Source organism: Paenibacillus gorillae (genome assembly GCF_000513275.1).
Lineage (GTDB): Bacteria > Bacillota > Bacilli > Paenibacillales > Paenibacillaceae > Pristimantibacillus > Pristimantibacillus gorillae.
In genome coordinates, this window is the sequence record NZ_CBVJ010000048.1 from 20,556 (window position 1) to 40,113 (window position 19,558).

A 19,558-nucleotide genomic window follows, 5' to 3' on the forward strand; every position below is an offset into this window, starting at 1 on the left:
ATGTCACTGTAGATTCACCCTCGGCAACTTCCACTCCTCTTGCTCAAAAAGAGAAACAAAATGTAAATGTACATTTTGTTGAGCCCCAAAAATGCCCAAAACAGCAATCAAAATGCGAAAGTGCATTTGAAATCGCTCATTTTCGCTCTATTGAGTCCTTTTAGGCCAATCAAACTGCATATTTGCATTTTGATGAGATAAATCAGCAAAAAACCGGCTTACAACCTGCACTTTTGCATTTTGACGCTTTGTGGAGTGATCAGTCGCTGCACGAATCGGTTGATAATGCCGTTTTTGATTCCTTGTTCCTTGTTTCTTTCTCCCCGTCTAGGAACATCATGTGAATCATCGAAATGTCAGCATGAACTCGTTCCGCTTCGCTCCTTGACCTTGTTACTTCATCTTGTTACTTCATCTTGATATTTCATTAATTCATCTTGCTATTTCGTCGTATTACTTTTATGTACTGACATTCTTTCCACTCGAACTCATTCCCCAATTCAAAGGAACAAAGATCAAGTACAAGATCCATTTCTTTCTTCCAAGCGTCCTTGAATCGGTCCATCCCATCTGTCCAGCAGGAAAACAGCTCTACGTATTCGTCGCTTCTCAAATTGGATCGTAAGTAATTGAATAGCTCTGTTAAACACTTTTTGCTTGTCTGATAGCGCAATGGTGAAGATTCTTTCAGCTGATCGTTAATCTTGAAGTCTCCTGCCTCAGCGTTAACCTGGTAAACATAAGGATGATGGAATAGGTGTGAATAGTTTTGTCCGGTCATTGGTCCTGCTATGTATAAACCCGCAGCATCCTCCTCCGTATCATACACCTCCATAAGCTTATCCCCCTGAGGGTATCTCTCCAGCATTAGTTGCGTAAAATATTGTTCCTTCGCCGCAGGATTCACATGGGTTACATAATCCATAAGTGTCATAACGGTCTTCTTCTGCCCAAATGAACCTGTCGGCAGCTCGTGTGCCGAAGCTATATAATAGAACAAGGTCATAAATGAAGTCATCTCCTATTTCAACACATCTATTGCACACGGTTGGACAGCGGAAAAATCTCTCTATCCCCCGCTCCCGGATATAAATACAAAAAAGCCTCCAGGCGTCATCGCCAAGAGGTGCTTGATTGTTTATACGTGCGGAAAGTTTGCCTTAAGCCGGGTTCTGTACTTCCAGTGGTTCAAGCGGGAACGACCCTCCCACGGCGAAGCGACAATCATCTATCTAGGCCGGTCATTACTGAACGGCTCCAGCAACCAACCCGAACGCGCCTCAGGCTAAGGCTGCAGCTCAAGGCTGCTGCGCTCTCTCGGTCTTGCTCCAGATGGGGTTTACCAGGTATGCAGTCACCTGCATTCCTCGTGGTCTCTTACACCACGGTTCCACCCTTGCCTGTGCCGGCAAAGCCGGCCATCGGCGGTCCATTTCTGTGGCACTAATCCTTCAGCTCGCGCTGACTGGACGTTATCCAGCATCCTGCCCTGTGGAGCCCGGACTTTCCTCTCGCGGCAACAAGGCCGCCAGCGATTGTCTGTCAAACTTTCCGATGCACGAATAAGTATACAAGTTATTGCGCAAAAGCTCAACCTTAAATATGTTGCCAATGTAATTCTGCTAACATAAGCCTACTTGCTTGGCTTATACGAAACGGAAAGGCTCCGTGCTCAATGCAGACGCCACGGCCTCTGTCTTGTATTTGCGCTGTGCCAATTCGCCATTAAGCCAGTCAGCAACGCGCTGCTTCATGATTTTCTCCACGTTATGCCCGGGATCAATAATTGCCAGACCTGCAGCTAACGCATCATGCGCAGTGTGGTAATCAACGTCGCCTGTAATGAGCACATCAGCACCGGCGAACATCGCATGGCGAATGTATCTTGACCCGGAGCCCCCCAGTACGGCTGCCTTGCGGATGACCCGGTCAGGATCACCTACTAGACGCAGCATAGGCACGTCAAATACCGCTTTGACGCGTTCAGCCAGCTCTCCAAGCGTCACAGCATCCTTTAGCTTTCCTGCACGCCCCAAGCCGAAGGAACGACCCTTTAAATCGACTGCATACAAATCGTAGGCAACCTCTTCGTACGGATGTGCCTTCAGCATAGCTTGAACCACCTTACGATGAACACTATGCGGAACAATCGTCTCGATCCGGATTTCCGCTGTTTTCTCCAGCTTGCCTGCCGTTCCGATAAAAGGAGAGGTCCCTTCGCCCGGAAGGAAAGTACCCGTTCCTTCGATATTGAAGCTGCATTTGCTGTAATTGCCGATTGCTCCCGCGCCAACCTGGAACATCGCATTCAGCACCGTCTCATGATGGCTCTCCGGTACGAATACGACGAGCTTGTACAGCTTATCTGTATGCACCTCTTCGAGACATTGACGGGATTCCGGTACAATGCCGACCATATCCGCCATCCAATCATTGATGCCGCCATCCGTCACATCCAGATTCGTATGAGAAATATATACAGCAATATCATTCTTAATCAGCTTCTCATAGAGCTTGCCGGAAGCAGTTGACGTATCCAGCTTAGCCAGCGGGCGGTAGATGATCGCATGATGGGCAATAATAAGCTCCGCACCGGCGTTGATCGCCTCTTCCACAACCTCTTCCGTCACATCCAGCGCAACGAATACTTTTTTCACTTCTTTATTTAACGATCCTAATTGCAATCCGATTTTATCATTTTCGACTGCATAATGTTTAGGAGCAAGCTGCTCCATTAGCTGAACGACCGTTTGACCGTTGGCAAACAATGCAGCACCTCCTCAATTGCTTTCATTTGGGCGCGGAACTGCTCCCTCTTTTCACTTGCTTGCGGCAGTTCGGAAAGCGCCAGCTGTGCGCAAATTCTCTCCAGCTTCTCCAGCTCCAAACGCCACTTGTCCACAAGCACATCAGTAGGCTGGCGGAGCAGATGCGGTCCCATTTGCAGCAGCAGCGCTTTGCCTTGCTCTGCATTCATCTCTATGGGTAAAAAGGAGCTGTCATAGAGACGCTCGTCTAGTGCCTTTAGAGCAGCCCCAGTCGGGTCGTCTTGCAGCTTAACAGCATGAAGCACTTCATAGATTTTACCGTCTTCTTCTAAAATAAACTCAGCTTGCAAATACCAGCCGCGCTTTATCAGCCAGCCGCGCACGATATCCTCGCCTACATTAGGCTGGAGCACAAGCTCCCTTACACCTTCCAGCTTACCTTGTCCGTAGCCCGCTTCCAAGATGTCGCTCATCAGAGCGCCGCCCATGCCGGCAATAGTGACCGTATCGGCTTCTCCCGGCTGCAGTACGGATAAACCGTCTCCGCGGCGTACAGCAAGCCGCTGCAACAAGCCTGCATCCATAGCCTGCTTGCGTGCCGCCTCATAAGGACCTTGATTCAGCTCTCCGGCAATAGCCGAAGGAGCCCTATTCGTCTGTAGCAGATAAACCGGAAGCATCGCGTGATCCGAGCCAATATCAGCCGTACGCGAGCCCGGTGTGACAAAGTCTGCAATCGTCTGCAGACGTTTTGATATTTTTAACATTAGGCAACCCACACTATCCATTGTTTTCGCAAGGCGAACAGCAGTCCTCCGCCAATCGCGATTTTTAGCAGCAGTTGAATCTGCAGTAAAATCGGTTCATCAATAAATAACATCGCGTACAGCTCCGGCATGAACCAGAGCACTGCACACATCGCAAACAACACAGCAGATACCGGTTTGGATAACCGGTGAATAAACCAGCTTGCCCATCCGAAGATCCCGGCAATCGGCAGCCAATAGAGCTGAGGCTCATACCAGGAAGGCGTTCCCAAGAAAGAGGACAGCAGCCAGGCATAGACTAGAACAGCCGCTATCCAGCCGCAAAAATGGAAGGTCTGAATTTTCGCTGTGATGCCGTATATGATCCAAAATATGGCACAAAAGGCCAGCAGCGCTGTTTTCCAGCCCCATTCCGCAAGCTCATGCAGCTCCAGCATATAGAGTCCTGAGCCCAGCAAAAGCAGCATAGCAGCACCGGATAAAGCCAATCCGCCCGCTTCGCTGCGCCGCCTTATCCGGCTGCCAGCCCACATCAAACCGGAAACACCCAAGAGCGAAACCCCAATTTGCAATAGCGGATGAAAAGCGTTAAAATAAAGCACAACAAAGGAAATTAAGGTAAAAAACCCAAATGTAAGGAGCCAATACTTACCGGATGCACGCTGTGCCGCCATTAAGGCTTTGGCAACCGCATAAGACGATTCGCGTCTTGCACCGGCCTTTTTCCCGTCCTGCTCCCTTTGTTCCTGATCCGCATATAAATTTAATAAAAAATCGCAATATTGATCTGGTAATAGTTTGCTTCTGCTCCAATGCTCGATTTCTTTCACAATGATTTGCCTGCGCTCTTCATTCATGGCCGAATAGGTTCCTCTCGGTTTTGTGGAAAAAAAGACCTTGCTGCATGAGCAGAAGGTCGCTATCGATACATTTAATTTTATTCGAGGAAATCTTTAAGCCGTTTGCTGCGGCTCGGGTGACGAAGCTTGCGAAGCGCCTTCGCCTCAATCTGGCGAATCCTCTCACGAGTAACGCCGAACACTTTGCCCACTTCTTCGAGCGTTCTTGTACGTCCGTCATCCAGACCGAAACGGAGCCTGAGCACATTCTCTTCACGCTCAGTAAGCGTGTCGAGCACATCCTCCAGCTGTTCCTTCAGCAGCTCGTAAGCTGCCGCATCCGCAGGAGCGAGCGCTTCTTGATCCTCGATGAAATCGCCCAGATGGGAGTCGTCCTCTTCGCCGATAGGCGTCTCGAGCGATACTGGCTCTTGTGCGATTTTCATAATTTCCCGAACCTTGTCCGTGCTTAATTCCATCTCAGCCGCAATTTCTTCCGGCGTCGGTTCGCGCCCCAGCTCTTGCAGCAATTGACGGGAAACGCGGATCAGCTTGTTGATCGTTTCCACCATATGAACCGGAATCCGGATCGTCCGCGCCTGGTCGGCAATCGCCCGTGTAATGGCTTGACGAATCCACCATGTCGCATACGTACTGAATTTGAAGCCTTTTTGGTGATCGAATTTCTCAACCGCTTTGATCAAGCCCATATTGCCCTCTTGAATCAAATCCAGGAACAGCATGCCGCGTCCGACATAACGCTTCGCGATGCTGACAACGAGACGGAGATTGGCTTCCGCAAGTCTGCGTTTCGCTTCCTCGTCGCCGTTCTCAATTCTTCTTGCCAATTCAATTTCGTCATCTGCCGAAAGAAGCGGAACACGTCCGATTTCTTTCAAGTACATCCGAACCGGATCATTGATTTTGATACCCGGAGGAAGAGCCAGATCGTCATCGAAATTGAATTCGTCCTGTTCTCTCTCTTGATCGTCATTGCTGCGGAGCGGATTATCGCGTTCCTCATCATTTTCGTTCAGTACCTCGATACCCAAATCATCGAGCTGTTCGAAAAATTCATCAATCTGTTCCGGATCTTGATCGAAAGGCGAAAGCTTCTCCATAATTTCTTTATACGTTAAAGAGGCTCTCTTCTTGCCCTGTTCAATTAACTGATCCTTCACATGATCTAATCTTTGCTCGGCTTCTAGTTCAGTATGCTGATCATTCGCCATCTTCCGACTCCCTCCTCCCTAGAACCGTTCGTCCTATCGCCCTGTGAGCTGTCTTTCTAGGGTTATAATCTCAATTGACATTTGCGCAGCAAGCAGATGATCTCCGGCACGCTCTGCCTGCACCATTTCTTCTTTTTTTCGGTGGACTTCCCTAAGCAGCGACACGTTAATGATATCTTGTATATCGGCAGCCAGTATGTCTTCATTGAAGGGGAAATCGCCGTCCATCATTAAAATAGTGGCAGCCGCTCTCTCCAGACGTTCGTCTTGAAGGGTCGCGATGAATCTGCCGGCATCCGGATCATAGCCCTGCGCGTAAAATGCATATAAATAAGCAGCAAGCGCTGCATGATCCTCAATGTTGAACGCGTCGCCTAATCTCTCGTGCACCGTCTGGGCAACCTCGCTGTCACGCATCATAACGTGAAGCAAACGCCGCTCCGACTTGACGTAAGCAGGCAATACCGCAGGGGGACCCGATTTACGGCGATTTTCATTCCTACCATTATTCCACGAATTGTCGTTATTATCCCTTTGCGGCTTCTTTTTTTGCAGTTCCTGATGCTTAATCAGACAATCCTGCTTCAATACCTCAAGAGGAACTTCAAATTCGCGGGACAATTCCTGCAAATAAATTTCGCGTTCAATAGCTGAATCAAGCTCCGCCACAATTCCAGCAGCTTCAAGCAGATAGTTTTTTCGTCCTTCTTCTTTTAGCAGTATATGGTTTTTTCTCGAATATATAAGCTTAAATTTTGTTACAGAGACAGGCTCGTCAATCGCTTCCCGCATAAAAGCTTCCGGGCCATATTCGGCAATATATTCGTCTGGATCCTTGCCTTTTGGCAGCATGGACACCATGACTCTCATTCCGGCCGCTTCCAGCATCGGAATCGACTTCATTGCGGCGGCTTGTCCAGCGTCGTCGCCATCATAACAAATGAGGACTTCATCCGCCTGCCTTCCGAGCATCTGGCAATGCTCTGCCGTCAATGCCGTTCCCATCGTCGCAACACCATTTTTCACGCCTGCACTCCAAGATCTTATAACATCCATATACCCTTCAAAAATAACGACCTGCTTGCGCTTCCGGATGGCCGGCCGCGCATGATGCAAATTGTACAAGGTACGGCTTTTCGTAAACAGCATCGTCTCCGGAGAGTTTAAATACTTCGGCTGCCCATCGCCGATGATGCGTCCTGCGAAAGCTGTTACTTTGCCGTCCCGATCCCAAATTGGAAACATAATGCGGCTTCGAAAACGGTCGACATAGCCGCTTCCGTCATGCTTGGCCGACAATAAACCGCCCTTCTCCATCAATGCCGGATCAAATTTGCGATTGTCCAAAAACCGGCTCAATGTATCCCATTGCTCCGGGGCGTAACCAATCATATAATGATCGATTAGTTTATCACCCAAACCGCGCTCGCGCAAGTAATCTTTGGCTGCTTTGCCATGCTGCGTATTGTTCAGCAGGTAGTGGTAAAGCTTGGCCGACAATTCATGCGCCTCGATCAAGACAGTCCGCTCTGTATCTTCAGCCGACGGCTTGCTGCCGTCCGATCCGGCCCAGGTAACGGGAATTCCCGCATCCTCTGCAAGCACACGAACCGCTTCAGGAAAAGAATAGCCTTCGAGCTCTTCCACAAACCGGATTACGTTCCCCGATTTTCCGCATCCGTAGCAATGAAAGATTTGCAGCTCCGGCGTTACGGTAAAGGAAGGCGTCTTCTCCGAATGGAAGGGACAGAGCCCTTTCATATATTTGCCTTGCTTCGAGAGATGAACGTATTTTCCAACCGTATCTACGATATCATGGTGGCGGCGAACCGCTTCAATGACATCCTCCGGTATTTTACCGTATGTCGCCATCGTTCATCACCTCTAGATAATACGTAAGTAATATTCGCTAAATGTCCTCTTTCTCCTGCAAGTTGCGTAAAACTTTTGTCAACTTTTGTTGAAAACGGTCCCGATCGTCCTGATTCATCGCTTTGGGGCCTTTTGTTTTGCCTCCGCCGCGCCGTTTCTTTGCCGATTCATGGCGGCGTTCCATCAAATAATCGATGTTGGCGTCCGAGTAGGTCTCGCCGCGGTTTGACAATACGACAGCGCCTTTGCCAATCGCGATACAAGCAAGCCCAAAGTCCTGGGTAATGACAATATCGCCCCTCACGATATGATTGACGATATACAAATCGACAGATTGATTGCTGCTGTCTACCTGTACGACCCGTACACCTGGCTGGGCTTCAAGCCGATGGTCATAGGATGACACCATGAGCACCGGAGTTTCATGTGCCCGAGCGACTTGTGCGATTTCCGTTTTGACAGGACAAGCGTCGCCGTCAACAACAATAGTCGGTTTATTGGCTTGCATTCGGATCACCGCTCATTCTTCTCGTTCGAATTATATATATACGGCAAATAATCGAAAACTCCTGCCATATCCGCATTAGAATGCCCGAATATGCTCCATGATCAGGCTTGCCGTCTCTTCTACCGCCCGGTGGGATACATCGATGACGACACAGCCGAGCTGGTTCATAATTGATTCGGCGTACAGCAGTTCTCTTTCAATCCGCTCTTCCGCGGCATAAGAAGCACTGTTCGGAAGTCCTAGTGCCTTTAACCGTTCTTTCCGGATGATGTTCAAATAAGGCACGCCGATTGTCAGTCCAATGATCTTCCGATGAGGAACGAGGAACAGCTCCTGCGGCGGCTTGATTTCCGGCACCAGCGGAATGTTGGCCACCTTATATTTCTGATGGGCCAAATACATCGACAATGGCGTTTTTGATGTACGTGATACGCCAACCAGCACAATATCAGCCTTCAGAACGCCTGACGGATCTTTGGCGTCGTCGTAACGGACGGCGAATTCCACGGCATCTACTTTACGGAAGTAATCCTCATCGAGCACATGGTTCAAACCTGGCTCATGTCTTGATTGCCTTCCGGTTTGCCTCTCCAGGCTCTCGATTAGAGGGCCCAGCAGATCGATAGCAGTAACCTCATACTGTTCGGCGAGCTTGCGAAGCCCTTCCCGCAAATGCGGGATAACTAGCGTATACAGCACGATCGCGCCCGCCTCCTTCGCCAGCCGGACAAACCGTTCGATGGTCGGGATGTCCGTTACGAATGGAGCGCGCCGGATTTCCGCATGCAGGGGATGGAATTGGGCAACCGCTGCGCGGACGACGAGTTCTCCCGTATCGCCCGCGGCATCGGATATGACATAAATAATTACATCGTTCATCTTGGCCATCATTCCATCAACCTCCTCAATTTCAGATCGGAGAGACTGACATCGTTGATTAGCTCGCTGACACTTGAGCACTTGTCATGCAAAGGCATCAAACTACCAGACCAGCTTGGCGAAATCGGCAATGCCTGCAATGTCGTCAGCGATCAGTGCAAGAGTAGCCAGGCGGTTCTCCCGGACATCGTCTTCCTTCGCCATAACCATAACGCCATCGAAGTAGCCGGTAATCGGTTCTCTTAGTGCAGACAATTGCGCAAGCGCAGCCGCAACATCGCCAGCTGCCAGCGATTGAACAACCGATGGATGAGCCGTCTTCCACGCTTCATGAAGTGCGCCTTCCGCACTTTCCGCGAACAGGGCCGGATTGACGGAACGGATTGCTGCTTTCGAAGCCAAATTGCATACACGATTGAATGCATCAACCGTCAGCTTGAATTCAGTACGCTCCCCGCCAGACGCCAAGGCTTGAATTAGGGTCGCTCTTTCAACAGTCAGACGAAGATCGTCATAGCCCGATGCCATAACCGCATCTACTACGTCATAACGTACATTTTGCTCGGACAACACGTTTTTCACACGCAGTGCAAAAAACTCTCCTAATTCTTTACGTACCTCTTCCTCGCTGCGTTTCATACCGCGGGCCTGATGTACAGTAAGCGCGGCTTCAAACAGCTCTTCCAGCTTCAAGTTCAAGCCTTGTGCGAGAATGATTTGAACGATGCCTGCAGCCTGACGGCGCAATGCGTACGGATCTTGGGAGCCCGTCGGTATAATGCCGATCGAGAAGCAGCCAACGATGGTGTCGATCTTGTCAGCCAAGCTGACAATTGCTCCTGTCAGACTGCCTGGCGCTTGATCCCCGGCAAAGCGAGGCTGATAGTGCTCGTTAATAGCCTGAGCAACCGTCTGACTCTCACCGGCTTTAAGAGCGTAATCCTCACCCATAATGCCTTGTAATTCAGGAAATTCGTAGACCATCTGGGTGACCAGATCGAATTTGCAAATATCAGCGGCGCGGCTGACGAATGCAGCCGTATCGGCATCTGCGTTCAACTTAACTGCAATGCGATCGGCCGTATCGCGAATACGCCGTACTTTATCCGCAACCGATCCCAGTTCCTCGTGGTACACGATGTTTTCCAATTTGGCAAGCGCATCTTCAATCGCTAGCTTCTGATCCTCTTGATAGAAAAACTTCGCATCGGACAGACGGGCGCGCAGCACCTTCTCATTGCCTTTAGCTACTTGCTCGATAGATGTCCGGTCGCCGTTACGAACCGTTACGAAGAACGGCTGCAGCTGGCCTTCTGCATTAAGCACCGGGAAATAACGCTGGTGCTCACGCATAGAAGTGATCAGCACTTCCTGCGGAATGTCGAGGAAGGAAGGATCGAATTTGCCGAACAATACGTTCGGGTACTCAACCAGGAACAATACTTCCTCCAGCAAATCTTCTTTAATTGCAATTTCCCAGCCTTGCTCTTCCGCCAGCCCTTTGATTTGCGATACGATCAGCGCTTCGCGTTCCGCAACATCAGCAATGACATGCTGCTCACGCAGACGCTCTTTATATTCCGAAGGCTGGCTGACGACAGTCTCGCCGCCGAGGAAACGGTGTCCGCGCGTTACGTTGCCGCTTTTTACCCCAGTAAGCTCAAGCGGAATAATATCTTGCCCGAACAGCGCAATCATCCATTTAATAGGACGGACGAATTTCAGCTCATAATTGCCCCAGCGCATGTTTTTCGGGAAAGACATCGACGTAATAAGATTCGTCAAGCCGTCCGGCAAGACAGAAGCTGTTTCCGTACCGATGCTGCTTTTATTTGCATAGACGTATTCAACGCCGGCAAGCTCTTGGAAGAAGAACTGCTCCGGCTCCACGCCTTGACTTCTGGCAAAGCCTAGAGCGGCTTTGCTCCAATTGCCCTGGTCGTCCAGTGCGATTTTACGCGAAGGACCCTTCACTTGCTCGTTAACATCAGCCTGCTTTTCTTCCAGGCCATGCACGAGTACGGCAAGACGTCTGGGCGTAGCAAATACTTCAACTGCTTGATAGCCGATTCGGGCATCTGCCAGCCATTTGACCATCTTCTCTTGAAGCTGGTTCATCGCGCCGCGTACGAAACGGGCAGGCACTTCTTCCAGTCCGATCTCCAGCAATAAATCTTTAGCCATTTTGCTCCACTCCTTTCTTCAGCAGCGGGAAGCCAAGTCTTTCCCGTTCCTCCAAATATGTCGCCGCACAGGCGCGAGCCAGATTACGGACACGCATAATGTAGCCGGTACGCTCCGTTACACTGATAGCTCCGCGCGCATCTAGCAAGTTGAATGCATGCGAGCATTTCAGCACATAGTCATATGCGGGAAATACAAGCTTATTGGCAATCGTCTTCTTGGCTTCTTCCTCGTACATATTAAACAACGAGAACAGCATCGAAGCGTCAGAAGTTTCAAACGTATATTTCGAATGCTCAAATTCAGGCTGCAGGAACACGTCGCCATAAGTGACGCCGTCTACCCACTCCAGATCAAATACATTTTCCTTCTCCTGAATATAGGAAGCAAGACGCTCCATACCGTACGTAATCTCAACAGCTACCGGATTAGCGTCGATGCCGCCAACTTGCTGGAAGTACGTAAATTGTGTAATCTCCATGCCGTTAAGCCATACTTCCCAGCCAAGTCCCCAAGCGCCTAGCGTCGGCGATTCCCAGTTGTCTTCAACAAACCGGATATCATGATGCTTGGCATCGATGCCGAGCCGCTTCAAGCTTTCCAGATACAGCTCCTGAATGTTATCCGGCGATGGCTTAAGAATGACTTGGAACTGGTGATGCTGATACAGCCGGTTCGGGTTCTCACCGTAACGTCCGTCCGCCGGACGGCGGGAAGGCTCCACGTAAGCAACGTTCCATGGCTCAGGGCCGATTGAACGAAGGAACGTCATCGGATTCATCGTTCCTGCGCCTTTCTCCACATCATAAGGCTGCACGAGAATGCAGTTCTGTTCTGCCCAAAACTGCTGCAGCGTCAATATCATACCTTGAAAATTCATAACCGTCCCCGCTCCTTTTTCTTAAAATGCTAGGCGTTGCAGGGACGCAAAAAAAGCTCCCGTCGCTACGCCTGCTTCCAGACATAGGGACGAGAGCTGTAAGCTCCCGCGGTTCCACCCTACTTGACTTTCCTGTTGTGCAGCATCACTTGTCAGTGCTGCAGGAAAATCCGCTTTGTTCAACACGACTCCGGAGTGCCTTTTCGCTAATCGACCTGTCCGGGCTCACACTATCCCCGAATCGCTTCATTTGCCGGCCGGATTGGCTACTTTCTCCATCATTGTCCGATATTCATATTCATATATATTAAATAATTTTAATGCCAAAGTCAAACGAAAACGAAAACCAAGATATGCCTCACTGTGAATTAGTGGCCGTGTACTTCAGCCGCTGGCTCTCCGCTTGCATCTTGCTTAGGCTTTCTATTCTGCTGTATCAAATCCTTCATCGACGCTTTCCCCATCAAGGATACGCAGACAAGAGCCAATGCAGCCGGAACGATCGACCATAAGAAAGTCGTCGATATGGAGCCCGAAAGCACACCGATGATTTTATCCATTACTTCTTTCGGAATCTCCGCTCTGCTCTCTGGTGCAAGCAATTGGCGGGCGTTATCGGACATAGGCGCACCTGCTGTGCCCGCTCCGCTAAAGGATTCTGCCATGCCGCTAGAGAAGCTGTTGCGCTGAATTATGCCGAAGATCGTAATCCCCACCGTCATACCCAGCGAGCGGATGAACGCCATCGTTGAATTGGCCGAGCCGCGCTGGCGCATATCGAAGCTGTGGATGGATGACATGCCGAGAACCGAGAAAGAGAAGCCGATACCGAAGCCGGTAATCAGCATATAGATAGACAAAATAAATTTCGTCGTATCCGGTGTAATCGTCGACAACAATGCTACGCCGGCAATAAAAATGACGGCCGACAAAATCATAACGTTCCGGTATGGCATTTTATTCGCCAGAATACCGCCCGCTTGGGCTGCAAATACAGAACCCAGCGTCATGGGCAGCAGCATCAAGCCGGAGCTTGTCGCCGTTCCGCCAAATACGCCTTGTACAAATATCGGAATGTACAACGCTGCTGTAATGAAAGCTGCACCGTAGAATAAGCCTGCGCTAGTACTGGCCGCGAACAGCCGTTTCCGGAACATCGCGAAGGAAATGATCGGCTCTGATACCTTCGACTCAATGAAAAGGAAAGTAATGAATAACACGGCAAATCCGACGAATAAGCCGATAATTTGCGCCGAATTCCAAGCGTATTCATTGCCTCCCAGTTCGAGGGCGAACATGAGGCAAATAATCGCTCCAACCAGGGTAGCGGCTCCCCACCAATCAATCCGCTGCTTGGAATGCTCATGTGATTCCTTGTAGAACAAAATAATAAAGAGCAGCGCTACGATCCCGACAGGGATGTTGATGTAGAAAATCCAGCGCCAGTCCAAATGGTCGGTAAAATAAGCGCCGGCAAGCGGTCCAAACAAGCTGGATGTGCCAAATACTGCTCCGAACAAACCGCCCATCTTGCCCCTTTTTTCCGCAGGGAAAATATCAAAGACGATCGTGAAGGCGATTGGCATCATCGCCCCGCCTCCAATACCCTGAATAGCTCTGTAAATACTGAGCTGTGTAATCGTCTCCGCTGTTCCGCACAGCATCGAGCCAAGCAAGAACACGGCAATACCGAATACGAAAAACTTTTTCCTTCCGTACATATCCGATAGCTTGCCGAAAATCGGCATACCTGCCATTTCCGTCACGAGATAGGCCGACGTTACCCAGACGAATTTGTCCATGCCTCCCAGATCGCTGACGATGGTAGCCATAGCGGTCGAAACGATCGTATTATCGATGGAAGCGACCAAAATCCCGAGCAAAAGCCCGGCTACGACAAAGCCTAGCCGGCTTTGTTGCGCTTGTGCGTTCATGTCATTATTCCCTCCTGTAATCTCTCCTCAAAACCAACACGGTTAAATCATAACCGATTCCAAATAAAACGTGCTCAGTCTGCAGACTGAGCACGTTCGTTTTTTCATATGTTATATTTGTCAAGCTGATCCAGGAACGACCTGGACTTTAACGGAATGCCCAAGTGAGCGTCCATCAAGGCTCGCATTGCCTTCTTTAGCTCCTGCTTTGTCTCTGGCTTTACCTGAATAGCGCCTAAGCGGCGCAAGTCCATTCGCCGAAACAGCCTCAGCAGCTTAAAAGCACCTTCCCCGACCTTAATCGCATGAGGATCCTGCCCGGTACAGCGCGGACATAACGCCCCGCCCGCATATGGGCTCAGGCGCATAGGTCCTTGCTCATTGCCGCAATTAACGCAGAAATCCAGCTCAGGTGCGTACCCGGCCGCTTCCAAGATTCGCATTTCATACAGATGGGATATAATCTGCGCGTCTTTGCCTTCCTCCAAACCGGTTAAGCTTGCATGGAATTGCTCAAACAAAAAAGAGCCGGATTCATCCTCCTGCAGTGCCTTATCGGTCAATTCAGCGGCATACGAAGCGTATGCCGCCAAATCCAGCTGTTCACGCAATCGATGATGGGATTCGATAATCTCGCCATGATTCAACGTGCCTAAACCGCTCTTTCGAAAAAAACAAATTCCCCATATGTAAACGGCTGCGCGAGTGAAGCATGCCTGCTCTTCACTTTTTTCGCGCCGCGTATGAGGACACCCGCTTTACCGTTTGTTTTCGTCAGCAGCGTAACGATTTTATTGCCTTCTCCGTAATCCATGCTGCGGATTACGATGCCTTCCACGCGATAAAGCATTTGCTCTCCCCCATGCTTGAACCGCCACAGCCGGCTGTGTCACCCTTATGGTGCAGACTGCTGTTCCAGCTCTACAGCCAGCTCTTCAGCATCGTCAGGCACATCATTCGGATGACCGTTATCGCCAAACTGATCCATTTCCTTGTAGAGCATATAAGACTCCACATCACCGGTCAACGTAAAATACTTCCACGAAAAATTTCGCATTCGTATTCATCCCTTTCCGCCTCGGAAATGAAGCTCCAGACGATAATAGGATGCGATAAATGGCCGAATGCTATGCTTTACAATTTACGTCAAAAGATCAATCATTTCGGAAACCGAAATCCTTCAATACCCGCTCCTGGTTCCGCCAGTCTTTCTTGACTTTGACCCACAGCTCCAAGAACGTACGCGAACCGAGAAGCGCTTCGATATCTTTGCGGGCCTGCTTGCCGACTTCCTTCAACAGAGCGCCTTTTTTGCCGATAATAATTCCTTTTTGCGAATCACGCTCGACGAAAATAACCGCGCCGATATAGACAACACCGTTCTCCTGCACCCGCATGTCCTCAATGCCGACAGCAATGGAATGCGGTACTTCTTCCCTCGTCATATGCAATATTTTCTCCCGCACAAGCTCTGCTACGACGAATTGCTCGGGATGGTCCGTCACCTGATCGGCTGGATAATATTGCGGCCCTTCCGGCAAATACTTCGTCAGCTGCTCTAGCAGCGTGTCAACATTATTGCCCTTCAGTGCGGAGATCGGAATAATCTCAGCGAACGGATACAGATCTTTATATTGCGTAATGATCGGCAGCAGCTGCTCCGGCTCGACCTTGTCGATTTTGTTCATAACGAGAAAAACAGGCGTATTGGCCTTTTTCAACTGCTCAATAATAAAGCGGTCACCGCCGCCGATTCCTTCCGCTACGTCCACGAGAAAGAGCGCAGCCTCTACTTCTTTCAGGGCACTCTCCGCTGTTTTCATCATATAGTCGCCCAGCTTAGAGGTCGGCTTATGAATGCCTGGCGTATCCAGGAAGACGATTTGCGAATCGTTCGTCGTATATACGCCATGAATTTTATTGCGCGTCGTTTGCGGTTTATCGGACATAATCGCGATCTTTTGCCCGATCAGATGATTCATTAACGTTGATTTGCCGACGTTTGGTCTGCCAATAATGGCTACGAAGCCGGATTTAAACTTCTTTTTGTCGCCGCCGTCACGGCCTTTGGATGTTGGTTGATTCATTGCGAATTCAAATACCCCTTTCGTTTCATAACCCTGTTGAATCAAGAGAAGCCGGTGTAAACGCGCCAGGAAGCAGCTCTGCTACAGTCGTGATTGCCCAATCGCCCTGCAGATTACCCATAACGACAGGCATGTCCGGCGGACAAAGCTCAACAAGCACTTGTCGGCAAACGCCGCATGGCGCAATGGGCCCGTCCGTACGTCCGATGACTGCGATAGCTTTGAACTGTCCGGGGCGAAGCCCGGTTGCTATTGCGCTGAACAGCGCGGTTCTTTCGGCGCAATTGGTTGGCCCATACGCAGCATTCTCGATATTGCAGCCATAATGAATGCGACCTTCATTATCGAGCAAAGCTGCGCCGACTTGAAAGTTCGAGTAAGGCGTGTAGGCTCTCGCCATCGCTTCCTTTGCATCAGCCAGCAGCGTTTTATAGTCCTCGGATAGTCCTTCGTATGCTAATGTCATTCACCGGCTCTCCTCTCATTTACTTTATCAATATATGCCATAAGGGCGGCCCAATAATGAGCAGCCCTATTATAACAGCAGCAACGGCCGTTACCAGCACAGCACCGGCAGCCGCATCCTTCGCCGCCTTGGCGACGGGATGCTGACCGGGGCTGGCAAGATCAACTGCCTGCTCAATCGCAGTGTTCACCAGTTCAGCCGCAATGACCAATGCAAAGGTAAGAAGCAGTACGGCCCATTCCACCCGCGTCAAGGAAAGAAAGGACGCTAGAATGGACACGACAGACGCAGCTAGCAAGTGAAATCTCACATGCCGCTGCGTCCGTATGCCGAACCGTATGCCTGACCATGCATAGCCTAAGCTGCGGATGAACTTAGCTAACATTATCGCGATAAGCCGGCTTTTTGAAGCACAGCTTCCTGCTTCGCCGTCATTTCCGCTTCACTCTCGTCATCCTGATGATCGTAGCCGATCAGATGAAGAAAACCGTGTACGAACAAAAATCCGATTTCACGCTCCAGCGAATGGCCGTAATCCTCGCTTTGCTCCTTCGCTTTCTCAACCGAGATGACGATGTCGCCTAACATACCGGATATCGGATCAGGCTCGTCCTCGCTCTCTACTTCAAAAATAATGTCCAGCTCGTCCGTTCCGTCATCCTGCATAGCGAACGACAGTACATCCGTCGGCCGGTCAATACCGCGGTAATCGCGGTTCAATTGATGGATTTGCTCATTATCGGTGAAGGTTAGCGTAACTTCGCCTTCCTCCATCCCCTCCGCCTCTCCCGCAAGCTTTAACAGCTCTTGCAGGCGTTCAATCCATTGCTCGGGAATTTCAAATTGGGTTTGCTCATTGCTCCAGTCGAGTTGCAAGCTCATGCCATACGCTCCTTTGGTTTCACATCTTCCGGATATTCAATACGCGAGTGGAAAATGCCGATTACGCTTTCTTTCAACGAATGCGCAATCTTGTCCAGTTCCTTCATCGTCAAGTCGCATTCATTATATTGATTGTCGTCGACGCGGCTTTTAATAATTTTTTGAATCATCGCTTCCACCTGCTCGACCGTTGGGTTCCGCAAGCTCCTAACAGCGGCCTCTACACAATCTGCCAAGCCGACAACCGCGGCTTCCTTCGACTGTGCTTTCGGCCCGGGATAACGGAAATCTTCCTCGGTGAAATTGACTTCAATTCCCTGCTCCTCAGCTTGCTTCATCGCTTTGAAGTAGAAAAACTTCAGCGATGTCGTCCCATGATGCTGCTCGGCGATATCCCGAATCGGCTTCGGTATATTATGCGCCTTGAGCATATCCACGCCGTCACGGGCATGGGCGACGATAATCGATTTGCTCAGCTTTGGATCAATCGTATCATGCGGGTTCTCAATATTCGTCTGATTCTCGATAAAATAGTTTGGCCGTTTCGTCTTGCCAATATCATGATAGAACGAGCCAACACGGCATAACAATCCGTCTGCCCCTATCGATTCTGCTGCCGCCTCCGACAAATTGCCCACCATTACGCTGTGGTGGTATGTTCCCGGCGTTTCCGTCAGCAGCTTGCGCAGCAGCGGGTGATTCGGATTTGACAACTCTACCAGCTTCAAAGCCGATAAAATGCCGAACGTAATCTCGAAAAACGGCATAAGGCCAATTACGAGAATTGCCGTCAGCAGTCCGCTGGCAAAGGCGAATGCCAGTGAATAGACAAGCGGGCCTTGATCCAGCTGTTCACTCAGGAACATAAGAGCCAGCACCGAGGCCGATCCGAACAAGCTAACCATAATGCCGGCCTTTAATATCGTTGACCGCTGGCTCGCCCGGTGAATGGAGAAAATCGCTGCAATCGACACGACAATAAAGACAAAGCCGAAATTAAAATCAAAAATCTGATTTTGCTGCGTGTTCAGAACAACGCTGCCGATTAGCGAGAAAATAATGGAACTGATTAACGCAAGGTGCATATCAAGCAGCAATGCAATAAGCATGGTTCCCAGCGCTGCAGGGGCCAAATATCCGGCATAAGGCGCCGCATGTGTCTGAGTCAGTGAAATAACCTGCATCGTTAAAATATTGATTAAATAAATGAGCCACAGCATAAACAGCTGCGAGTTGTTGTATTTCGGCTTCAAGCCGTCCTTGCCGCCCGATTGATGCAGATAGGCATAGATGCCAAGAATAAGCATCAGACACATCAGCAGCAATCCAAGCTGCGGCCAGTAATTGCGCTTGTCATGCAGCAGCGAGGAATCCTTAAGCAGCTCATATACTTCAGGCGTGATGACTTGCCCGCGCTTCACAATGAGGTCGCCTTCCTGGATCATAACGGCAGGCGTATTTTTCTTCGCTTGAATTTTGGCTTCTTCCGTCGCTTCCTTGTCGATGAAACGATTAGGCATAATCGCAAAGCGTGCCAGCTCTTGAACAATTTCACGGCTCGTCCGGCCCGACAGCTTGCTGCCATTCACAAGTTCCGCTACCCGCGTTCTAGCTGTCTCCGCATCGCGGAGCTGCTCGCCCATCAGCTTGCGGACGATATCTTGTCCAACGCTTCGCATCTCTGCTATCTCTTCAGATGTGAGCCTCGGCATTTTGTAAAAGGTTTCTTCAGGGATCGTGTACTCCTGCTCCTTGATGACTTCCGCCATTTCGGTCAGAAGTGTATCGTTATAGGTGCCGCCACCAGCGTTCTTCTTAACAAAGCTTTCGACGAAATCGCCGTAGCGCCCTGGAATTTCGTTGCGGTAGATGTCGATTTTGTTTTGCTCGCTTACCTGGTCGTCCAAATTCAACTGCTCAATCCGCAGCAAAATTTGGTCCAGCAGCTGGTCGCTGCGCAAAGCGACGTTGGAGTAGATCGAGTCGACACGATTCGCCGCTTCCTCTTGCGCTTGCAGCGTCGCTTTGCTGTCCGAGATTTGGAACGGAGCGAGAATATCTTTCTCACTGGCCGCTCCCTCTTGAATATTATAAGTCTCCGGCACAACATGCGGCGCCAAACTGAAATAAAACAGCAATACAAACAGAAACAAGAGCACGAGGCGTACCGCCGCGCTCTGTTTCCACCCCGCAGTTCTTATCGACTGCAAGTTCCCCTGTTTACCGACCTGATTCTGATTCTGGTTCTGGTTCATGGAGC

General features: G+C 50.0%; 17 protein-coding genes, 1 other RNA gene and 1 pseudogene. All 19 read right to left on the minus strand.

Annotated elements, in window-relative coordinates; translation table 11 throughout:
• Positions 1 to 427: 427 nt before the first annotated feature.
• The 19 genes and pseudogenes from TY10_RS09335 to TY10_RS09415 all read right to left on the minus strand — a co-directional run bounded on the left by TY10_RS09335 (position 428) and on the right by TY10_RS09415 (position 19,553).
• Positions 428 to 1,006, minus strand: coding sequence for a hypothetical protein (locus TY10_RS09335; RefSeq protein ID WP_042162749.1), 579 nt, complete (start codon positions 1,004 to 1,006; stop codon positions 428 to 430).
• 140 nt (positions 1,007 to 1,146) lie between these two features.
• Positions 1,147 to 1,551: RNase P RNA component class A (rnpB, locus tag TY10_RS28750), an RNA gene on the minus strand.
• A gap of 95 nt (positions 1,552 to 1,646) precedes the next feature.
• The gene (locus TY10_RS09340) at positions 1,647 to 2,768 is read right to left on the minus strand and encodes a Nif3-like dinuclear metal center hexameric protein (RefSeq protein ID WP_042162751.1); all 1,122 of its coding nucleotides are present in this window, start codon (positions 2,766 to 2,768) and stop codon (positions 1,647 to 1,649) included.
• The gene (locus TY10_RS09345; RefSeq protein WP_042162752.1) at positions 2,735 to 3,535 is read right to left on the minus strand and encodes a tRNA (adenine(22)-N(1))-methyltransferase; all 801 of its coding nucleotides are present in this window, start codon (positions 3,533 to 3,535) and stop codon (positions 2,735 to 2,737) included. Before TY10_RS09345 ends, TY10_RS09340 begins: the two co-directional genes overlap by 34 nt.
• Positions 3,535 to 4,392, minus strand: a complete 858-nt coding sequence (locus TY10_RS09350) for a hypothetical protein (RefSeq protein ID WP_042162753.1) — start codon at positions 4,390 to 4,392, stop codon at positions 3,535 to 3,537. Before TY10_RS09350 ends, TY10_RS09345 begins: the two co-directional genes overlap by 1 nt.
• Before the next feature lie 80 nt (positions 4,393 to 4,472).
• The gene (gene rpoD, locus TY10_RS09355) at positions 4,473 to 5,606 is read right to left on the minus strand and encodes an RNA polymerase sigma factor RpoD (protein ID WP_042162754.1); all 1,134 of its coding nucleotides are present in this window, start codon (positions 5,604 to 5,606) and stop codon (positions 4,473 to 4,475) included.
• Positions 5,607 to 5,639: 33 nt separating this feature from the next.
• Positions 5,640 to 7,478 carry a DNA primase gene (gene dnaG / locus TY10_RS09360; RefSeq protein WP_042162755.1) on the minus strand — a complete coding sequence of 613 codons (1,839 nt, stop codon included), beginning with the start codon at positions 7,476 to 7,478 and terminating at the stop codon, positions 5,640 to 5,642.
• 37 nt (positions 7,479 to 7,515) lie between these two features.
• Complete coding sequence (locus tag TY10_RS09365) at positions 7,516 to 7,986, minus strand: YaiI/YqxD family protein (RefSeq protein WP_042162756.1); 471 nt, start codon at positions 7,984 to 7,986, stop codon at positions 7,516 to 7,518.
• Between the two features lie 75 nt (positions 7,987 to 8,061).
• Positions 8,062 to 8,874: a pyruvate, water dikinase regulatory protein gene (locus TY10_RS09370; protein WP_081735179.1), complete on the minus strand. Its 813-nt coding sequence runs from the start codon at positions 8,872 to 8,874 to the stop codon at positions 8,062 to 8,064.
• A gap of 93 nt (positions 8,875 to 8,967) precedes the next feature.
• The gene (gene glyS, locus TY10_RS09375) at positions 8,968 to 11,049 is read right to left on the minus strand and encodes a glycine--tRNA ligase subunit beta (protein WP_042162758.1); all 2,082 of its coding nucleotides are present in this window, start codon (positions 11,047 to 11,049) and stop codon (positions 8,968 to 8,970) included.
• Positions 11,042 to 11,929 (minus strand): glycine--tRNA ligase subunit alpha, encoded by an 888-nt coding sequence (gene glyQ, locus TY10_RS09380; RefSeq protein WP_042162759.1) that lies wholly within the window; start codon positions 11,927 to 11,929, stop codon positions 11,042 to 11,044. Before glyQ ends, glyS begins: the two co-directional genes overlap by 8 nt.
• Positions 11,930 to 12,297: 368 nt before the next feature.
• Positions 12,298 to 13,863, minus strand: coding sequence for an MDR family MFS transporter (locus TY10_RS09385; RefSeq protein WP_042162760.1), 1,566 nt, complete (start codon positions 13,861 to 13,863; stop codon positions 12,298 to 12,300).
• Between the two features lie 104 nt (positions 13,864 to 13,967).
• Positions 13,968 to 14,713, minus strand: a pseudogene (gene recO / locus TY10_RS09390) (DNA repair protein RecO).
• Positions 14,714 to 14,758: 45 nt separating this feature from the next.
• Complete coding sequence (locus tag TY10_RS29715) at positions 14,759 to 14,920, minus strand: YqzL family protein (protein ID WP_081735178.1); 162 nt, start codon at positions 14,918 to 14,920, stop codon at positions 14,759 to 14,761.
• Positions 14,921 to 15,017: 97 nt separating this feature from the next.
• Positions 15,018 to 15,950 carry a GTPase Era gene (gene era / locus TY10_RS09395; protein ID WP_042162777.1) on the minus strand — a complete coding sequence of 311 codons (933 nt, stop codon included), beginning with the start codon at positions 15,948 to 15,950 and terminating at the stop codon, positions 15,018 to 15,020.
• Between the two features lie 25 nt (positions 15,951 to 15,975).
• Positions 15,976 to 16,416, minus strand: a complete 441-nt coding sequence (gene cdd / locus TY10_RS09400; RefSeq protein ID WP_042162761.1) for a cytidine deaminase — start codon at positions 16,414 to 16,416, stop codon at positions 15,976 to 15,978.
• Between the two features lie 19 nt (positions 16,417 to 16,435).
• The gene (locus TY10_RS09405; protein ID WP_042162762.1) at positions 16,436 to 16,801 is read right to left on the minus strand and encodes a diacylglycerol kinase family protein; all 366 of its coding nucleotides are present in this window, start codon (positions 16,799 to 16,801) and stop codon (positions 16,436 to 16,438) included.
• Positions 16,801 to 17,298: an rRNA maturation RNase YbeY gene (gene ybeY / locus TY10_RS09410; protein ID WP_042162763.1), complete on the minus strand. Its 498-nt coding sequence runs from the start codon at positions 17,296 to 17,298 to the stop codon at positions 16,801 to 16,803. The genes TY10_RS09405 and ybeY overlap by 1 nt, the downstream gene beginning before the upstream one ends.
• Positions 17,295 to 19,553 (minus strand): HD family phosphohydrolase, encoded by a 2,259-nt coding sequence (locus TY10_RS09415; RefSeq protein WP_042162764.1) that lies wholly within the window; start codon positions 19,551 to 19,553, stop codon positions 17,295 to 17,297. Before TY10_RS09415 ends, ybeY begins: the two co-directional genes overlap by 4 nt.
• Positions 19,554 to 19,558 lie beyond the last annotated feature (5 nt).